This window comes from Trueperella bialowiezensis (assembly GCF_900637955.1).
GTDB classification, from domain to species: domain Bacteria; phylum Actinomycetota; class Actinomycetes; order Actinomycetales; family Actinomycetaceae; genus Trueperella; species Trueperella bialowiezensis.
The window spans coordinates 444,234-462,978 of record NZ_LR134476.1 but is presented as its reverse complement, the minus strand read 5'-3'; the positions used below and the strand labels follow the sequence as shown (position 1 = coordinate 462,978).

The 18,745-nt window shown below is 59.5% G+C and carries 18 protein-coding genes; 7 read left to right on the top strand and 11 right to left on the bottom strand.

Annotated elements, in window-relative coordinates; translation table 11 throughout:
* Nucleotides 1-105 precede the first annotated feature (105 nt).
* Together EL234_RS02145 and ettA are read left to right on the top strand one after the other, a co-directional pair.
* On the top strand, nucleotides 106-744 hold the full coding sequence (locus EL234_RS02145; RefSeq protein ID WP_126415923.1) for a single-stranded DNA-binding protein: 639 nt from the start codon (nucleotides 106-108) through the stop codon (nucleotides 742-744).
* A gap of 114 nt (nucleotides 745-858) precedes the next feature.
* Nucleotides 859-2,541, top strand: a complete 1,683-nt coding sequence (gene ettA, locus EL234_RS02140) for an energy-dependent translational throttle protein EttA (RefSeq protein ID WP_126415922.1) — start codon at nucleotides 859-861, stop codon at nucleotides 2,539-2,541.
* Nucleotides 2,542-2,625: 84 nt separating this feature from the next.
* Here the strand turns inward: ettA and EL234_RS02135 are convergent, their stop codons facing one another.
* Nucleotides 2,626-3,456, bottom strand: a complete 831-nt coding sequence (locus EL234_RS02135; RefSeq protein WP_241969062.1) for an acyl-CoA thioesterase — start codon at nucleotides 3,454-3,456, stop codon at nucleotides 2,626-2,628.
* A gap of 208 nt (nucleotides 3,457-3,664) precedes the next feature.
* On the opposite strand from EL234_RS02135, the gene malQ reads away from it, so the two are divergent.
* Both malQ and EL234_RS02125 read left to right on the top strand, forming a co-directional pair.
* Complete coding sequence (malQ, locus tag EL234_RS02130; RefSeq protein WP_126415920.1) at nucleotides 3,665-5,803, top strand: 4-alpha-glucanotransferase; 2,139 nt, start codon at nucleotides 3,665-3,667, stop codon at nucleotides 5,801-5,803.
* A 10-nt stretch (nucleotides 5,804-5,813) separates the two neighbouring features.
* Nucleotides 5,814-6,077: a glucose PTS transporter subunit EIIB gene (locus EL234_RS02125; RefSeq protein WP_164712289.1), complete on the top strand. Its 264-nt coding sequence runs from the start codon at nucleotides 5,814-5,816 to the stop codon at nucleotides 6,075-6,077.
* Between the two features lie 12 nt (nucleotides 6,078-6,089).
* Here EL234_RS02125 and EL234_RS02120 read toward each other — a convergent pair whose 3' ends face one another.
* From EL234_RS02120 to EL234_RS02100, 5 genes are all read right to left on the bottom strand, one after another.
* Nucleotides 6,090-6,647, bottom strand: a complete 558-nt coding sequence (locus EL234_RS02120; RefSeq protein ID WP_126415918.1) for a DNA-3-methyladenine glycosylase I — start codon at nucleotides 6,645-6,647, stop codon at nucleotides 6,090-6,092.
* Between the two features lie 108 nt (nucleotides 6,648-6,755).
* Nucleotides 6,756-7,400, bottom strand: a complete 645-nt coding sequence (locus EL234_RS02115; RefSeq protein ID WP_126415917.1) for a LutC/YkgG family protein — start codon at nucleotides 7,398-7,400, stop codon at nucleotides 6,756-6,758.
* Complete coding sequence (locus EL234_RS02110) at nucleotides 7,400-8,932, bottom strand: lactate utilization protein B (protein ID WP_126415916.1); 1,533 nt, start codon at nucleotides 8,930-8,932, stop codon at nucleotides 7,400-7,402. Before EL234_RS02110 ends, EL234_RS02115 begins: the two co-directional genes overlap by 1 nt.
* The gene (locus tag EL234_RS02105; RefSeq protein WP_126415915.1) at nucleotides 8,929-9,717 is read right to left on the bottom strand and encodes a (Fe-S)-binding protein; all 789 of its coding nucleotides are present in this window, start codon (nucleotides 9,715-9,717) and stop codon (nucleotides 8,929-8,931) included. The genes EL234_RS02110 and EL234_RS02105 overlap by 4 nt, the downstream gene beginning before the upstream one ends.
* A 28-nt stretch (nucleotides 9,718-9,745) precedes the next feature.
* Entirely contained in the window at nucleotides 9,746-11,389 is a 1,644-nt protein-coding gene (locus EL234_RS02100; RefSeq protein ID WP_126415914.1) for an L-lactate permease, read from the bottom strand.
* A gap of 172 nt (nucleotides 11,390-11,561) precedes the next feature.
* Here EL234_RS02100 and EL234_RS02095 point away from each other — a divergent pair, with 172 nt between their 5' ends.
* Nucleotides 11,562-12,161 carry a mycothiol-dependent nitroreductase Rv2466c family protein gene (locus tag EL234_RS02095; RefSeq protein WP_126415913.1) on the top strand — a complete coding sequence of 200 codons (600 nt, stop codon included), beginning with the start codon at nucleotides 11,562-11,564 and terminating at the stop codon, nucleotides 12,159-12,161.
* Between the two features lie 36 nt (nucleotides 12,162-12,197).
* Here EL234_RS02095 and EL234_RS02090 read toward each other — a convergent pair whose 3' ends face one another.
* Nucleotides 12,198-13,175 carry a DUF808 domain-containing protein gene (locus EL234_RS02090; protein ID WP_126415912.1) on the bottom strand — a complete coding sequence of 326 codons (978 nt, stop codon included), beginning with the start codon at nucleotides 13,173-13,175 and terminating at the stop codon, nucleotides 12,198-12,200.
* A 39-nt stretch (nucleotides 13,176-13,214) separates the two neighbouring features.
* Complete coding sequence (locus tag EL234_RS02085) at nucleotides 13,215-15,227, bottom strand: M13 family metallopeptidase (protein WP_126415911.1); 2,013 nt, start codon at nucleotides 15,225-15,227, stop codon at nucleotides 13,215-13,217.
* A gap of 77 nt (nucleotides 15,228-15,304) precedes the next feature.
* Between EL234_RS02085 and EL234_RS02080 the strand changes: the two genes are divergently transcribed.
* Complete coding sequence (locus EL234_RS02080) at nucleotides 15,305-15,763, top strand: ribose-5-phosphate isomerase (protein ID WP_126415910.1); 459 nt, start codon at nucleotides 15,305-15,307, stop codon at nucleotides 15,761-15,763.
* Between the two features lie 69 nt (nucleotides 15,764-15,832).
* Here EL234_RS02080 and epsC read toward each other — a convergent pair whose 3' ends face one another.
* From epsC to EL234_RS02065, 3 genes are all read right to left on the bottom strand, one after another.
* On the bottom strand, nucleotides 15,833-16,405 hold the full coding sequence (epsC, locus tag EL234_RS02075) for a serine O-acetyltransferase EpsC (protein WP_126415909.1): 573 nt from the start codon (nucleotides 16,403-16,405) through the stop codon (nucleotides 15,833-15,835).
* Nucleotides 16,406-17,335, bottom strand: coding sequence for a cysteine synthase A (gene cysK / locus EL234_RS02070; RefSeq protein WP_126415908.1), 930 nt, complete (start codon nucleotides 17,333-17,335; stop codon nucleotides 16,406-16,408). It abuts the gene before it with no gap.
* Nucleotides 17,336-17,645: 310 nt separating this feature from the next.
* A complete protein-coding gene (locus tag EL234_RS02065) occupies nucleotides 17,646-18,299 on the bottom strand; it encodes a YigZ family protein (protein ID WP_126415907.1) in 654 nt (217 codons plus the stop codon).
* Nucleotides 18,300-18,510: 211 nt separating this feature from the next.
* Between EL234_RS02065 and rpmF the strand changes: the two genes are divergently transcribed.
* A complete protein-coding gene (gene rpmF, locus EL234_RS02060; RefSeq protein WP_126415906.1) occupies nucleotides 18,511-18,678 on the top strand; it encodes a 50S ribosomal protein L32 in 168 nt (55 codons plus the stop codon).
* Nucleotides 18,679-18,745: the final 67 nt, after the last annotated feature.

Sequence of the window (18,745 nt, the reverse complement as noted above, 5' to 3'; positions counted from 1 at the left end):
CAGCTGCCCAAACGCGTGCGTTAATCGCAATTTGCTCGCCGTGCCATCCGTCTTTTTGTGGGATTTGGCAGAGTCGGTACCACACAACGCGACTAAGGAGAGCAAATGAACGATACGCATGTGACCATCCGCGGATGGATCGGGGGCAGCCCCAGAATGTTTACGAACACGGCTAGTGATGGAACGGAAACATACACGACCATTTTTCGAGTGGGAGTAACTCCGCGCCATTACGATCGCCGGAATGGCCAATATACCGACGGCGTAACAATGTGGTATTCCATCCGCTGCTATGGGCAAACGGCAAAGAACGCGGCGATGAGCTTGAGTACCGGAAATCCGGTGATCGTGCGCGGGCGGCTTGTGACAAGGCTGTGGGTGGATCGCGACGGCGTGCAGCGTAGCGAGCTCACGATCTATGCCGATTCGGTTGGGGTAGAACTGTCGACTGGGCTGGTCAACTATACGAAACGTCACGAGATTCCCGCGGATCTGCAACCGGGTGAACCCGGGTGGTCCAGCCAAGGTCAGCCGAATGAAGATCCGGGGAGCGAGCCAGTGGACGATGAGCAGTTCCTTGTCAGGCCACCAGAGCTTGCCGACGGCGAGCCAGGCGCAGCGGACACTGCCGTGGAAGATAGCGTTCTGGAAGACGGTGGTATGGAAGACGGCGGTGTACCGGACGCGGATGCTAAGGAGCGTGAGAGCGAGCTGGAGCAGATGGCTGAGCTCGTGCAGAACTAGTAGGACGCGAAGGCGTGCACCATCAGGTGCACGCCTTTGCGTTATCGGGCGAGTAAAATAGGCTTAGAACAGTGTCGGTGGTGCGTTGCCTCCGCGAGTAGCAATTGGAGAACAGTGGCTGAGTTTATTTATCAAATGATCAACACCCGCAAGACTGTGGGTGACAAGGTCATTCTCGACGACGTGACGATGGCGTTCTTCCCGGGCGCGAAGATCGGTATGGTCGGCCCGAATGGTGCGGGTAAGTCAACGATCCTCAAGATCATGGCGGGTCTTGACAAGCCGTCTAACGGTGAGGCCAGGCTCTCGCCCGGATATAGCGTGGGAATCTTGCTGCAGGAGCCCCCGTTGAGTGAAGACAAGACGGTGCTTGAAAACGTGCGTGAAGGCGTGGCCGATATTCTGGCCAAAGTCGAGCGTTTTAATGAGATCGGCATGGAGATGGCCGATCCGGACGCCGATTTTGATGCGCTCATGGAAGAAATGGGCAAGTTGCAAACCGAGATCGATGCGGCCAATGCGTGGGATATTGACGCCCAGTTGCAGCAGGCGATGGACGCGCTGCGCTGCCCGCCAGGTGACACGCCCGTCAACGTGCTATCCGGTGGTGAACGGCGTCGTGTGGCCTTGTGCAAGCTCTTGCTGGAGGCGCCCGATCTGTTGCTACTCGACGAGCCGACTAACCATTTGGATGCCGAATCCGTGCTGTGGCTCGAGCAGCATCTCAAGCAGTACCAGGGCGCAGTCATTGCGATTACCCACGATCGTTACTTCCTCGACCACGTCGCTGAGTGGATCGCGGAAGTCGATCGCGGCAAGCTCTACCCGTACGAGGGCAACTACTCGACGTACTTGGAGACGAAGGCTCAGCGTCTGAAGATTCAAGGTCAAAAGGATGCGAAGCTGCAAAAGCGGCTCAAGGATGAACTGGAGTGGGTGCGCTCGTCTGCTAAGGGACGGCAGGCGAAATCTAAGGCTCGTCTGCAGCGCTACGAGGAGATGGCTCGGGAAGCTGAGCAGATGCGCAAGCTTGACTTCGAAGAGATCCAGATTCCGCCAGGCCCGCGCCTGGGTAATGTGGTGATCAAGGCTGATTCGATCAAGAAGGGCTTTGGCGATCGCGTACTCATCGACGACTTGTCCTTCAACCTGCCTCCGAACGGCATCATTGGCATCATCGGTCCGAACGGCGTTGGTAAGACCACGCTGTTTAAGACGATCGTAGGCCTCGAACCGCTTGATGGCGGTGAGTTGAAGATCGGCGAGACCGTCAAGCTGTCCTACGTCGACCAGACCCGCGCGGGTATCGATCCGGATAAGACGCTGTGGGAAGTCGTCTCGGACGGCCTGGACTACATTCAGGTGGGCAAGGTGGAAATGCCCTCGCGTGCCTACGTGTCCGCGTTTGGCTTTAAGGGTGCTGATCAGCAGAAGAAGGCGGGAGTTCTTTCGGGTGGAGAACGCAACCGGCTCAACCTCGCGCTCACCCTCAAACAGGGCGGTAACGTGATCTTGCTCGATGAGCCGACCAACGATCTTGACGTCGAAACACTCGGCTCGCTCGAAAACGCGCTGCTGGAGTTCCCGGGCTGCGCCGTCGTCATCACCCACGACCGCTGGTTCCTTGACCGCGTCGCAACCCACATTCTGGCGTGGGAAGGCACGGAAGAAAACCCGGCGAACTGGTACTGGTTTGAAGGGAACTTCGAAGCCTACGAGAAGAACAAGGTCGAACGGCTCGGAGAGGAAGCAGCCCGCCCGAGTGCAATGACGTACCGCAAGTTCAAACGCGACTAACCCATACTCGACTAGCCCGTGGCGTCGTCGTCGGCTCCGTTGCCAGCGACGACGCCACGTTTGGCTTTCTACGTTCGCGTGGGGTTACTGAGCCTCGCGCGAACGCACCATTCCTTCCTGGGACATCGTGGCAACATGGCGGCCATCTTGGAAGAATTTCGCGAGTGAAAGCCCGCGCCCACCCTGAGCAGACGGGCTGGTGAGCTCGGCGAGCACCCATTCAGACATGTCGATATCACGATGCCACCAGATCGCGTGATCGAGGGTAGCGAGCGACAGGTTGCGGCTCGTCCAATACATGCCGTGCTGGCGCAGGATCGGTTCGAGCATGAACTGATCGGAACTGTACGCCAAGATCGCACGGTGCAACAGTTGAGGGGCGTCCGCGGGCATACGATTGCGCAGCCGGAACCAGATGAGAGTCGGCTCGTTCGTGATCGGCACGGGCTTAAGCCAGATCGCTCCGCCCACGTGGCGCATGTCGATAGCGTTCGTGGAACTCATCGCTTTTGCTGCCGGGTGGTCAAAACTGGCGAAGAACGCGGCAGAAGATTCGAGCGATTCTGGAGCCGGCGCTGCTGGTTGGGGAGTTTCATGCTCCACACCGGGTTGGGATTCTTGGAACGACGCGCGGGCAGTCAGAATCGTTTTCCCGTTTTGTGAAGCGAACACGCGCCGGGTTGAAAACGACCGCCCGTCAAGTATTTCTTCCACATCGAAATGAGTGGGCGTATCGAGATCACCAGGCCGCAAAAAAGCTGCCGTGATCGAATGGATCTGGCGCTCCGCGTATTCGTCGGCAACTGTTGCACGCGCTGCCACAACCGCCTGCGCAAACACCTGCCCGCCGTATACTCGGCCCGATATTTGGTGCAGGTTCGAACCCACGTAACTACCGGGTTCTCTTTCTTGCATACGAAGAGTATTGAGCACGGACGAGAGCGGCTCATCAGACGTTTGAGGGACTGGGAGATAGGCCATGACGAACTTTCCACGTTAAGATTTATGTCTTTATCCATCCATCCTATCGCTGGCATGAGCAGGCGTTGCAAAGTATGAAATAGATTTCAAAACAAAGGGTAGGTCTGGCACACTAGGAGGAGACTAAAGTGAAGGAGATGCAATGACGCACGGCATGATCAGCCGAGATCTCATTGAGGCCTTAGCCGATAGTTACGGTGTGGCAACCAGCTACTGGGATTTCGATGGGAACCATGTCAAAGTCTCTAACGCCACGCTAGTCGCCGTTCTCACCGCCATGGGAGTTGATGCTTCCAGTGATGAAAGTATTGAACACGCACTGCAAGCACGCGCGGAAAAGGAATGGCGCAGCGTACTGCCAACCTGTACGGTAGCGCGAGATGATCAGGAAACACCGTTCCAGGTACACGTGCCTCACGGATGTCCGATCCAAGTCGACGTCGTCACTGAAACAGACACTTTCCCGACCCGGCAAATCGACGACTACGCGGCCCCCCGCTACATTGACGGCACACTCATCGGCCAAGCCTCCTTCGTCTTGCCGGCAGGGCTTCCGCTCGGCTACCACAGTTTGCGGGCGCGGATCGACGACGCCGGAGTCGTCACCGAAGCATCTGCCACACTGATCGTCACACCCGGCAGACTCGAGACCTTTGACAGGGCCGCAGGGCGCTCGTGGGGGATGATGGCCCAACTGTATTCCACACGCTCGCGAGATTCGTGGGGTGTTGGCGACACCGCGGATCTTGCTGAAATGGGATCGCTTTTCGGGGATATGGGTGCTGATTTCCTGCTGGTGAACCCGCTTCACGCCGCAGAACCTGTGGAGCCGATGTCACCGTCGCCGTACTTGCCCGTCACGCGCAGGTTTTTTAACCCGCTGTACATTCGCCCGGAAGATATTCGCGAAGTAGGCTACATGTCTGGCCCGCAGCGTTCGCTTGTCACATGGGCGGGCGAAAACGTGAAGAAGATGTCGCTGGAAAACCATCCCATTGACCGCGACGCCGTATGGAAGGCCAAGCGTGAAGCCTTAGAAGTCATTTACGCTGCCGGCCGCTCTCAAATGAGGCAGCGGAGCTTCGAGCGCTTCCGCAAACTTGAAGGCCAGGGCCTCGAAGATTTTGCACTGTGGTGTGCACTGTACGAAAAGTACCACGGAGTTTTACCTGCGAAACTTCAGGACATCGATTCCCCGTACGTGGCCCGTGAACGCCGCGAGCTGCAGGATCGCATAGATTTTTGGGCCTGGCTGCAGTGGATCATGGACGAACAGCTCCGTGATGCTCAAGCCGAATCGCAGGCGGCTGGTATGCGCATTGGCATCGCACACGACTTGGCCGTGGGAGTGCATCCGCGTGGAGCTGACGTGTGGATGATGCCCGACGCGTTTGCAACCGGGATCGGCGTGGGCGCACCACCGGACATGTATAACCAGCAGGGTCAGAACTGGAGTCAGCCGCCTTGGCGTCCCGACACCCTCGAAGAGCTGGCATATGAGCCGCTGCGCAGTATGGCACGTACTGTCATGCGCCACTCGGGGCTCCTGCGAGTGGATCACATTATGGGGCTGTTCCGTCTGTGGTGGATTCCCGAGGGCATGTCACCTACGGAAGGCACGTATGTACGTTTTAATCATGAGGCGATGGTCGGCGTGCTCCTGCTCGAGGCGCACCTTGCCGGTGTCGTCGTCGTTGGTGAAGACCTCGGAACTGTGGAGCCGTGGGTGCGCGACTACCTGAGCGAACGAGGAATCTTCGGCACCTCCGTGTTCTGGTTCGAAAAAGACTACGCAGGTTGGCCGATCCACCCCGAACAGTACCGAAAAGACGTGCTCGTTTCCGTCGACACCCACGACCTTCCTCCGGCTGCAGGCTACCTCGCCGGTGAACATGTTGATTTGCGGGAAAGCTTGGGGCTGCTCGTCAGGCCGGTGGAACAGGTTCGAGCCGACGCCGTCGAAGAACGCGATCGGGCTTTACAACGTCTGCGCGAGCACGGCTTGATCGGGGAAAATCCGTCTGAACGTGAAATCGTGGAGGCGATGCACCGGTATGTGGCTCGCACGCAGGCTCCGATGATCCAAGTCTCGCTTGTCAATGCGGTTGGGGAGCGGCGCACACAGAACCAGCCGGGAACAGATCAGGAATATCCGAACTGGAAGATACCGCTCGCGGACGGCACAGAGCAGGTCGTGCTCGTGGAGGATCTCGAGAAGAATCCTCGCCTCGTATCCCTGATCAGTGCACTGACTGAGGAAATCGACGCGAACCAGCACTAAACTGGATAATGTGAACGCAGTACAGGTATCGGTGGACATCGGCGGGCTTCTCGCCGCTCTGGGTGGAGCCGAGAACATCCGCTCAGTCGAGGGCGCGCTATCGCGTATCCGGGTGGGTCTACACGATAAGAACCTGGTTGACGGCGAAGCGTTACGAGAACTTGGGGTGATCGGCGTCGTGCTCCAACACGATGCGGTGCAAGTAATTCTTGGCGCGGGTGCGGAGCAGACAGCCGTTGAACTTGCCAAGTGCGTATCACAACTGCCGTCCTAGGCGGAAAGCCCGTTACAGTCGGTGATCGTACATTCCAATCGCCTGCATGAGCGCAAACATCGTCACTGGGCCAACAAACGTGAAGCCACGGTGTTTCAGCTCTTTCGCAAGTGCTGACGACTCGGCTGACTGGCCTGCCTCCGGGCCGGGCTCGTACGGATTGTCAGGTGCGAACGACCACACGAGCTCACCGAGGTCAACCCCGGAAGCTTCCAGCGCCACGGTTGCGCGGGCGTTGGTGATTGCTGCCCGGATTTTGCGTTCGTTTCGAATAATGCCCGGGTTGTCGAGTAGGCGTGCGACGTCGTCGTCAGTGAACTCTGCGATAATGTGCGGGTCGAAACCAGCGAAAGCCTCGCGAAAAGCCGGCCGTTTTCGTAGCACGGTTTCCCACGAGAGCCCGGATTGGAATCCCTCGAGCACGATGAGCTCAAAGATCTGCTGGGAATCGCTGGTGGGAAAGCCCCATTCGGTGTCGTAATAGTCGCGTAACAGGTCGGACTGCTGTGCCCACCGCGGGCGAGGGGGAGCATCCGGCCGATCCTCTTCATGAATGTCTGAAATCGTCATGAGGTCATCGTACGCGGGCGCATCCAAGCCCGACTGCGAGAATCGGGGACATGTGGATAGCGCCCGCGTATGACGACCAGTGGAAAACTTTCTAGCGGCTTAGGCGGGCTAGTCGGCGACGATCACGTGCAAAATACGCGGACCGTGCACCCCTTCCACACGGTTAAGCTCGATATCCGACGTGGCCGACGGCCCAGACACGTAGGTCAGCGGCTGGCCCTCCAAGATAGCCGGCTTGAGGCGGGTCATCGCCTCCGGCAAGTCGGTCACCACCTGATCTTTACGAACCACGCACACGTGCACGTCCGGCACCAGCGTGAGTGCGCGCCTGCCCTGATCGGGCCGGTGATCCATGACGAACGTGCCCGTCTCCGCGATACCGAGAGCAGCGGCGGTGACCACCGCATCGATCTCGTTGAGCTCACGGGCGGTCAGCCCATCGTCGTCGTGAATGGTGATCCCGGCGTCGGCAATGGCCTCGCGCCACGAAGGCTCAAGCCCCGCGGGCAACACCACGGATTCGGCACCAGCAAGGCGGAGGTGGCGAACCACGGCCTCGGGCACATCGTCAGCCTGTACTTCCTCGACCTCGGCCCGGTAATCAGCAACCCGTTCCAAGAACAGTTCCACGACGTTCGACACGTCAGTGGGCAGGCCGTACTCCCAGTCCACCGGGGTTTCTTCCGGATCAGGATCCGTGACATCCGCGAGCGCGGCGTCAATACGGGCGAAAATTTCTTCGCGAGCTCCCATTACTCCTCCTCGTCTTTCGCCGGGACATCGTGGCCGCCAGCGTGATCGCCAGATGGGCGCGCATCCCACTCGTGTCTAAACGACTTGGGGATCATCGGCACGTCACGTGCCCGTAGCCAGCGGTTCGCACCGGGGATTGGCCAGTCGCCGATCTTGTCGAAGAGCTTCGAGCCGACTGAACTGGCTGCGCTCGTGAGTTTGCCGGCAAGTTCGAGGTTTTTGCCGCTGGAAAGCGCCCAGCCGCCGACTTCCATGAGTGCCGGCTCAATATGCAGCCCTCCCTCTTCTTTCTTCGCCTGCACAGCCTTATGGCGTAGGTAGACCAAGATCTTCGAGATCGGGATTTTAACCGGGCACACGTCGTCGCACGCCCCGCACAGGGTGGATGCGAACGGCAGCGACTTGTCGATCTCCGATTCCATGCCGCGCAGCTGCGGGTTGAGGATCGCGCCGATCGGGCCGGGGTAGACCGATCCGTAGGCTCCGCCGCCCACCTTTTCGTACACCGGGCAAATGTTCAAGCATGCCGAACAGCGGATACACCGCAGTGCTGCGCGCCCCACCTCGTCCTTGAGGACGTTCGTACGCCCGTTGTCCATGAGCACGATGTGGACGTTTTGTGGGCCGTCGCCATCGGGGGACGGGCCTGTCCACAGCGACGTGTACGGCGCCATACGCTCACCTGTTGACGAGCGTGGCAGCAACTGGAGGAACACTTCCAGATCTTCCACTTTGGGAAGCAGCTTCTCGATCCCCACGCATGAAATCAGCGTTTCGGGCAGGGTCAGGTTCATCCGCCCGTTGCCCTCGGATTCGACGACGACGAGCGATCCGGTTTCCGCAATCGCGAAGTTCGCGCCCGAGATGCCGACCTTGGTGCGCAGGAACTTGTTGCGCAGGTGCGTGCGGGCGGCGCCGGCGAGTTCTGCCGGGTCGTCGCTGAGATCCTCGGGGGCGGGCGTGCCGTATAGACCCATTTCGCGCAGGAAGATTTCCCGCACTTCGCTCCTATTACGGTGGATCGCCGGCACCAGGATGTGGCTGGGGCGATCGTGGCCGAGCTGGACGATCAGTTCAGCAAGGTCGGTTTCCCATGCCGCGATGCGTTCGGCCTCGAGCGCCTCGTTCAGGTTTATTTCCTGGGTGACCATGGATTTGACCTTGGTCACCTCGGTTTCGCCGGTTTGCTTGACGAGGTCGATGACGATCCTGTTTGCTTCTTCGGCGTCGCGCGCCCAGTGCACCACAGCACCAGCGGCGGTGGCGTTCTTTTCGAACTGTTCGAGGTAGTAACGCAAGTGCCTGCCCACGCGCGTCTTAATCGCTTCGCCCGCGCGGCGGATCTCCTGCCAGTTATCGAGTTCAGCGACGACGTTCGCGCGCTTGGCCCGAATCGTATGAGTGGCATGGTGGAGATTCTTGCGCTGGGTCGGATTAGCCAGCTGAACCACGGCTCCCTTGGGGAACGGTGGCGAATCAATGAGGTCGCCTGGTGGGGGAGCTGGTGTAAGTCGTTCTTGTGTTTGGCTCATCGGTTCATACCTCCTGCGTATGCCGGGGTTTTCACACTGGCAAGAATTTCGGCGATGTGGATGGGCTGCGGGGCTGAACCGCGGCGCTTGAGCACGCCGCCAAAATTGAGCAGGCATCCGGTATCGCCGGTGGCGACGTAGTCAACATTCGTGGATTCGATGTGATCGGCCTTGTCGTTGGCCATCGCGATCGACACGTCAGAGTTCTTGAGCGAGAACGTGCCTCCGAAACCGCAGCACTGGGTCTTTTCGGGAAGCTCCACGTAACGCAAGCCTTCAACACCGCGAAGCAAATCCTCGGCCCGTTCCCCAATCTGTGCCACTCGCAAGGAGTGGCAGTTGGGATGGTAGGTAACCGAGTGTGGGAAGTAGGCCCCGACGTCGGTGGTTCCCAACACGTCAACGATGAACTCGCTGATGTCATAGACGCGAGGCATGAGGCTGTCCACTCGTGAGCCGAGCGCGGCGTCGTCGGCCCACGTGGTGAGCATCGGGAACTGCTCGCGTACGCTTCCCACACACGAGCCGGACGGCGCCACGATGTACTCGTAGGGCTCGAACGCCTCAAGGAAGGGCGTGACTGTGGCTAGCCCCTTGTCGAAATAACCGGAATTGGTGAACATCTGGCCGCAACAGGTTTGTTCACGCGGGAACACAACTCGGCACCCTAGCCGCTCAAGCAACACGGTGGTCGCTTTCAGGATGCGCTGCCCAATGATGTCGTTAATACACGTAGCAAACAAGGCCACTGTTTTAGGTGCTGCCGCACCTTGCTTGGACGTCATAGGTTTCCTTTCTTTACCAAACTTAAAGTTATGCCGGGATCATCCACGTGAGCGGGCCGGTTGCCTGCAAGCCGACGAGCAGGCACATGGCCACGATGAACAGCGCGGACCACGGGGCGGCCTTGCGCAAGATCTCCGGCTCCTTGCCGCTTTCCGGCATCGCGCCTGCTGCGATCGCAAGGTTTTGCGGGCTGATCATCTTGCCAGCCGCACCTCCGGCCGTGTTCGCAGCAACCAAGAGGTTTTCGTTGACGCCGATCTGGTTGGCAGCCGCCTGCTGCAAGTTGGAGAACAGGGCGGTGGTAGACGTGCCCGAGCCCGTGACAGCTCCGCCGATCCATCCCAGCAGGGGAGCGAGGAACGGGAAGATCTTGCCCGCACCCGCGATGAACGTGCCAATCGTGAGGGTCTGCCCCGAAATATTCATGATGTAGGCAAGGGCGAGCACGGCGCCGATGGTGACGAACGTCCAACGCAACTTGTACAGCTGCTGGCCAAACACGCCCAGCGTTTTCTTCATGCCCATCCCGTAAATAAGCCCAACCGCGATACCGGTGATCAAGAGGATCGTTCCCGGCGAGCTCAACCACTGGAAGTTGTAAACCACTGAGGAGGACGGTTCGCCGTGCGCGTTGAGAACCTGGGCGACGCCGTCGTTGGAAAGAAGCGGCCACTCGATGAGAATATTCGTGGAAGCCAGCCAATTCTTGACAGGCGTGACCAGCTGCGTGACACCGAAGACCACGATAATGAGCACGTAGGGGAAGAGCGCCCAGGTGACTTCTGAGCGGGTAACTTTTTCTTTGGGCAGCTGCGCGGCGTCCTTGCCGGTGACCCGCTGGAGTGCAGCTTCGGCGCCCTTCGGTTTCCAGATGAACAGCATGCCGACGCCGATTGCCAGGCTTCCAAGTCCTGCCACCATGTTGACCAGTCCGGGTGCGCCGAACTTCGCCGAAGCGATCGTGAGCGCCGCAAAAGATGCGCCTAGAACGAGGGCGAGCGGCCAGACTTCCTTCAGGCCCTTGACCCCGTCCATGATGGCCAACATGAGGAACGGAACGAGCCCGACCAGGGTTCCGGTGATCATCGTGACGGTGAACGACATGTTGCCCAAGTCGATACCGGTGAGATTCGCACCCGTGATGACCGGAGTGGCCATCGCGCCGAACGGCACGGCCATCGTGTTACCTACAAGGGCAATAATCGCGGCCTTAACCGGCGGGAAACCAAGCGCAATCAGCATCGCCACCACAATGGCAATCGGTGCCCCGAATCCGGCGAGCGCCTCCAAGAGCGAGCAGAAGCTAAACGCGATGAGAAGCCCGAGAACCCGCGGATCGAAGGAGATCGCATTAAAGGTTTTCATCAGGTCATCGTGATGCCCTGAAGCCACCGTGAGTTCGAAATAGAAAATCGCGGTGAGCACGATCCACGTGATAGGGAAAATACCGAACAGTGCGCCGTGCAATCCGGACGATACTGCCATTCCTGCCGGCATGTTGTAGCCGAATATCGCCACAGCCAACGCAACGCCCACACCGATCAACCCAGCCCAGTGCGCTTTCATACGAACCACGCCAATGAGCACGAAGACCGCGAGTAACGGAAGGATGGCAACTAGCGCCGATGCCGCAAGATTATCCGCGATCGGCGCCAATTCGGGCTGATACATAGTGTTTTACCTATCTACGTTGATGAGAGACGAGGACACGCAAACAAAAGCGTACGAAAACGTGCGCTTTCCTTGTGTGTCAAAATGCCGCGCTACCAGTATAAACGCTTAGGTGCGCGCTCGCGAATCGCTCGCGTTGGCGAGCGTGGGTTCGATCAGCCACAATGGGGGCATGAGTGAAAAAGTTAGCTTTTGGTTCGACCCTTCGTGTCCATGGACGTGGATTACGTCCCGGTGGCTTGTTGACGTAGCGCGCCAGCGCGATCTTGACGTGACGTGGAAACCGTTTTCCCTGTTCGAGCTGAACCGCGATCAAGAGCTTCCGGAGAAGTACCGAGCACATATTGACAAGATTCGTAACTGGGGCCGGATCTCCATGGCAGTTGCCGTAGAAGCTCCAGACAAGCTTGGTGATTTTTACACCGCGATTGGCACGCGGGCACATAACGACGGCGAGCCACAGACGAACGAGACGATCCTCGCGGCACTCGCCGACGTCGGCCTTGACGCAAAACTGCTTGAGCAGGCCGAGGCCGGCCAGTACGACGACGCCGTCGCCGCGAGCACACAAGAAGCACTCGACCTGGTGGGCGACGACGTCGGCGTGCCCATCATCCAAGCGGGCGGAACCGCGTTCTTTGGCCCGGTCATGTCGCCGGCTCCAAAGGGCGAGGCAGCGCTCAAAGCGTGGGACGGAACGTTGGCACTCGCACAGACGAAAGGCTTCTTCGAGCTCAAGCGCTCACGCGACGTTGGTCCGATCTTCGACTAGCGCTTAACCGCTTCGGACCCGATGGTGGTCTGGACGCTAGCGTTTGAGTGCGTGGAGGTGGCCGTCGTCGCCCTGTTCGATTTTGACGGGTTCTTCTTTATGGCCAAACGGTAGGAGTGCCACAATGCCGACGACGAGCGCGCGCCACACTAGGCCGAACAGCGCGGAATATGCGGTGTCGATGAGCCAGGCGAAGAACCCGGTCGCGCCGAGCGCATTCGTGATCGCGTGACCCAGTTCGAGCGGGCCAGCCCACACCAGCTCGTCAAGTCCAACAAGCACGATGTGCCCGCCAACCCACAACATGGCGACAGTACCCACCGCGGTGATCGCGCTCATGAGTTTCGGCATCGCAGCAAACAGGCCTCGGCCAAAGGCAGCGACGGCGCTGTTGCGTTTCTTCGCAAGCCACACCCCGACGTCGTCCATCTTCACCAAGATCGCAACCACGCCGTAAACGAGCACGGTAATCCCAATCGCCACCAAGATGAGAATCACCGCCCGCATCCACAACACTTCGTCAGCAACCTCGTTGAGCGAGATCACCATGATCTCAGCCGACAGGATGAAATCCGTGGTGGTGGCTTCTTTGACGATGCGGTCTTCGGCCTCGGGGCCTTGCACAGCGGCCGGGGCGTCCTTCTTAGTTTCGCCGCCGCGGCGTAGCTTGTCGATGACCTTGTGTGCCCCCTCATAGGCCAGGTAGGTGCCACCTAGCATAAGTAACGGTGTGAGGAGCCAGGGCGCGAACTGAGACAGCAGCAACGCCACAGGCACAATAAACACCAGCTTGTTGCGCAGCGAGCCGACGAAAATTCGCTTGATGATCGGCAACTCACGCGAGGGACTGAGCCCGTCCACGTATTGCGGGGTGACCGCCGTATCGTCAATAACGACGCCGATCGCTTTCGACCCGGCCTTAGCAGCACCGGCCGCGATGTCATCAAGTGACGCCGCGGCAACCCGTGCCAGCGCGGCGATGTCGTCTAACAGCGCGAGAAGTCCGCTTGCCATGGGGGCCCTTTCAACAAACTGTTGCCGGAGATCGGCGTGCTACCAGATCCGTACCCGCTCGGCAGGATCCAACCACAGGGCGTCACCTTCCTGAACCTCGAAGGCCTCGTGGAAAGCATCGACGTTCTTGACCACACCATTACAGCGGAACTCTGCAGGGGAGTGCGGGTCAACTGCCAGTAGCTGGACCGCGATCTCATCACGGCGCTTCGACTGCCAGATCCGTGCCCAGTTCAAGAACACACGCTGAATACCCGTGTATCCCGCGATAACCGGCGCGTCAGCAGCGCCGTCGTGACCTTCCCTTTTCATCGCGATGTCATAAGCTTTCAACGCGATCGAGAGCCCACCCAGGTCACCGATGTTCTCACCTAGCGTGAACTCGCCATTGACGCGATGCTCACTGCCAGCGAGCTGGGCCGGAGTGTACTCGTTGTACTGGCCAACCAGAGCACCGGTACGCTTGTCGAACTCGGTTCGATCTTCGTCCGTCCACCAATTGTTTAGCCGGCCCTCGCCGTCGTACTTCGACCCCTGATCGTCAAAGCCGTGGCCGATCTCGTGACCGATCACCGCGCCGATCCCACCATAGTTGTAGGCCGGATCCGTATCGGCGTCGAAAAACGGCGGCTGCAAAATAGCTGCGGGGAAGACGATCTCGTTGGCCACCGGGTTGTAGTAGGCGTTGACGGTCTGCGGATTCATAAACCATTCGCCACGATCAACCTTGGTACCCAGTTTGGCAATGTTGCGATCGTGCTCGAAGCGAGCCGCCCGGCGAATATTGCTCATCAGAGCATCGGTGATCTTCAGGGCCGAGTAGTCACGCCACTTATTCGGATAGCCGATCTTGGTCACGGTGGTATCCAGTTTGGCGAGCGCCTTGGTCTTCGTCTCTTCCGTCATCCAGTCCAGGTTCGTGATCGACTCGCGATAGGCCTCAATCAGATCAGCGACCAGCTGCTCCATCTTTTCCTTGTGCGACGGCGGGAAGTGCCGCTCCACGTAGATCTGCCCCACGGCCTCGCCAAGCACAGAGTTAACGAGCGACACTCCGCGCTTCCAGCGATCGCGCTGCACCTGCGTACCAGAGAGCACCTTGCCGTAAAAATTGAAGTGGGTAGCCACGATGTCGTCGCTCAGATACGGCGCCCGTGCCAACACGACCTGCCAGCGCAAATAAGCCTTCAACTGCGCGAGATCGGCCTCCTGCCATTCCTTACCGAAACCAGCTAGCGCGTCCGGGTTCATGACGATAAACTCCGGCGCATTGGACGGCCACAGATCCATCGCATCGAGGGCGGCATCCCAGTCGAAACCGGGAGCCGTTTCCTTCAGTTCGCTCCACGTCATGACGTTGTTCGTCTTATCGGCGTCGCGCGAATCAACAACGCTCATGTGATGCGAAGCGAGCTTGGTTTCAAAGTCAAGAATCATCTCAGCCGCCGTTTTGGCAGCCGAATCGTCCTCGCCCACAGCGAGCGAAAACAGCGTAGGAATGAACTCACGGTACGCGTCGAGGATCTCCGCATAGGTGGGATCACGGTAGTAGGCCTCATCCGGAAGTCCCAGGCCAGACTGGTACAGCCAGGGAATATAGGCGTGCGGATCGTTGCGATCTGCCTCAATACTCACGCCAAATGGCATGGTCACGCCGGTTGCGTAGAGCTGGCCAACCACAATCTCAAGATCGTCCTTGTCACGCGCCTGGAAAATCAGATCAAAATCCTGCCGCAACGAAGCATTGCCAAGCCCGTTAATCCGCCCTTCGTCCATGAAAGACTCGTACAGGTTAGCGATCTTCTCTTCGTTCGTGCCTTCGTACGCGCCGGGATTCTCGGACACGTTCTGTGCCACTTCAACCAAAATATCGCGCACGTCGCGTTCAGCCTGCAAGTGAAGATCCATGAAACCGCCGGTGGATGCCTGATCGGCGGGGATCTCCGTTTCTTCTAACCACGTGCCGTTCACGTGCCGGAACAGGTCATCCTGCGGGCGCACGCCATGGTCAAGGCCGTCGATGATCTCACGAGTAGTGTTGTCAAACTCCATGTACCAATTCTATTAGGCATTCGCCGCTTCTTCGAATCCTCCTGCACGCCCGCTCGGCGGCGCCTATAATCAGGACTATGCGCATCCATATTGCCGCTGATCACGCGGGATTTGAACTTCGAGAACACCTCATCGCACACCTGAGCGCCGCTGGCCACGACGTCGTCGACCACGGCTACAAAGAATACGACGCTCTGGACGCCTACCCTCCAGTATGCTTCGCAGCCGCCGAAGGTGTTGCAGCAGAACCAGGTTCGCTGGGGATCGTCATCGGCGGATCCGGCAACGGCGAACAAATGGCCGCGAACCTCGTGCCCGGGATCCGTGCCGCACTCGCATGGAGCGAGGCCACCGCTGAACTCGCCCGCTCCCACAATGACGCGAACGTTATCTCGCTTGGCGCCCGCCAGCACACGCTGGACGAGGCCACCCGCTTCGTCGACATTTTCATTGCAACCGGCTACGATCCAGACTCGCGTCACCAGTCGCGCATCGACATGCTCACGGCGTACGAAAACGGCCAGCGCGAGTTCTAATCACACTGGCCGAATCTCGTTGGCACACGGCGGAGCTTGCGGGCGCCCGTTAGTTGTGCGAGCGGGTCGTTAGATATAGATTGCCGGGTCGATGAGCGGCTCGGTCGCGCCCTTCTTTTCCCGGTTCTTCGCCGGCACCCCGACTGCGATGTTATTGGACGGCACGTCTTTAACCACGACGGCGTTCGCGCCGATCCCGACGTCGTCGCCAATCGTAATCGGACCAAGAACTTTCGCACCCGAACCGATCGTTACCCGGCTGCCAACCGTCGGATGGCGCTTGCCCGGGTTCGTGGATGTGCCGCCGAGCGTGGTGCCGTGGAAGATGACGACGTCGTCGCCAACCTCCGCGGTTTCCCCGATGACGACCCCCATGCCGTGGTCGATGAAAAGCCTGCGCCCAAGCGTGGCACCCGGGTGAATCTCCACGCCGGTCAGCCCGCGTACCACCTGTGAGAGCAAACGGGCGGGCAGTTTGAGCCGGGAATCCTTATTCCACATCGCGTGTGCCACCCGGTATGCCCATACGGCATGCACACCCGGATACGTCAGAAAAACTTCCAACCGGTTGCGGGCGGCCGGGTCGTTGTCCACGGCCGCCTGCAGATCCTCGCGCATCTTGTCGATAATCCCGGCTTCCATTTAGTCGACCAGCCCTTCGAACAGCGGGGTCGACAGGTAGCGTTCGCCAAAATCGGGGATGATGACCACGATGTTCTTACCCGCGAACTCTTCACGCGCGGCGAGCTCGCTTGCCGCCTTGAGAGCCGCGCCGCCGGAGATACCCACGAGCAGCCCTTCTTGGTGGGCGGTGCGCCGGGCGGTGTCGATGGCGTCCGCCGTCGGGACTGCGATCACCTCGTCGTAAAGCTCGGTGTCGAGCACCTCGGGAACGAAGTTCGCGCCGATGCCTTGGATACCGTGCGGGCCGGCCGTGCCTTCGGACAGCAGCGGTGATTCTTTCGGCTCAACAGCAACCAGGTGCAGATCCGGGTTCTTCTCCTTAAGAAAGCCGCCAGCTCCCGTGAGCGTGCCGCCCGTTCCGATGCCGGAGACGAGCACGTCAACCTTGCCGTCGGTCGCTTCCCAGATTTCCGGGCCGGTGGTCGCCCGGTGCTTAGCCGGGTTTGCCTCGTTGGCAAACTGCGATGCGAGCAGGGAACCGGGGCGCTCCGCGGCAATCTCTTTCGCCCGGTCGATCGCCCCCTTCATCCCCTTGGCTGGATCGGTGAGCTCGAGCTGGGCGCCAAATCCGCGGAGCAGAGCCCGGCGTTCCTTCGACATGGAAGCGGGCATTGTCAACACAACCTCATAGCCGCGAGCTGCACCCACCCATGCCAGTGCGATACCGGTGTTTCCGGACGTCGCCTCAACGATCGTGCCACCCGGCTTGAGCACGCCTGCTTCTTCAGCGGCGTCAATAATGGCAACGCCCACCCGATCCTTGACCGAATTAGCTGGATTGTAGAACTCGAGCTTGGCGATCACGTTGGCGCCGCCTGGCGCTACGCGGTTAATCCGCACGAGGGGAGTGTTGCCGATGATCTGGGTGGCGTCTTGGTAGATGGTCATGTCTGTTTCCTTAAAGTTAGTAGTTTTAATTTGCAACGACGGCGCACGTGCCGCCTAAATTTTTTTTGCTCTTTAACGGCGAGCTCACCTAGGTGGCACACATGCGCGAGGGCACCAAACTACGGTCTGCCACCTCACAGACACATGCAGCAACACATCGAGGCGGTCATCGAGGTCATGGGATGCCGTCCTTTCCGATCGTTGCCTATCATCAACCGTGAGGATCGACTGCCGGTGCGAGCCAATCCATCGATGATTGATGTTTCAATAACTCTAAGCTAGCCGATTGTTTGGGCTGGGTCAATTCTGTTTACCATGTGGGAAACTTGCCCGCGGGAACCTCATGGATGACGGTTCCGACGTCGAGCGGTGCAGCGCCACCAGCGCTCAGTTGGGCGACCTCGGCGGCAAAAGCCTCCGGATCGGCCACTGCGACGTCGATCTCCACCGTCGTCACACCATAGTTGACGTCCACCACCTCGTAGCCGCGCCCGCGTAACTCTGCTTCAACTTTGCCGGCCAGCGCGTGGCGAGCAGTAATCCGCTGCTTGCGGTACACCTCTTGCTTGACGAGCCGGGCGTCAGAGAGCACTGCCCGCACTGAATCAGAATATGCGCGCACCAACCCGCCAGTACCGAGCAGGGTTCCACCGAAATAGCGCACGACGACGACCGACACGTCAGTCATATTGTGCCCAGTGAGCACGTCAAGCATCGGGCGGCCGGCCGTGCCCGACGGTTCGCCGTCGTCGGAAGAATTAAGAACCGCGTGCGTGTCCCGCTGCGAAACAACGTAGGCCGAACAGTGATGCCGTGCATCCGGGAACTCCGCCCGGGCATCAGCTAGGACCGCGCGGGCTTCCTCCACTGAAGAGACTCGACGAGCGATCGCAATGAAACGAGAACGCTTGATCTCTATCTCGGCACGGAGTTCTTTACGGGTGCGAAGGCGCAGGTCGGTCATAGCGCTATTATTGCAGTCAGCCCCGTGGGCACCCGGCCGATTGCGCGTGTTTCCGCACACAGTTCACCGCTTCAATGTGGCTTTACGCCGGGGCAGTGGGCTAGAATCGAACACTGTCTGCTCGGAGCGCGTGCTCCGGAAAACGCGTGACGCCAGGTTGGATGAAACCGTAACATCTGGCTCACATAAGGATTGAAAGGAGCGGTTGGATATGGCAGTTCCCAAGCGCAAGATGTCTCGCGCCAACACCCGCTCTCGCCGCTCCCAGTGGAAGGCAAAGCTTACCGAGCTTCAGCCGGTTCGCGCTGGTGGCGTTGAGAAGCGTATCCCGCGTCGCCTTGCGAAGGCGGCTCAGCGTGGTCTGATCGACCTCGACTAAGCATCGAGACTTGAAGGCGGAGGGCTCCTTGAGGGGCCCTCCGTTTTGCATTCCACGCCGCTGGCCG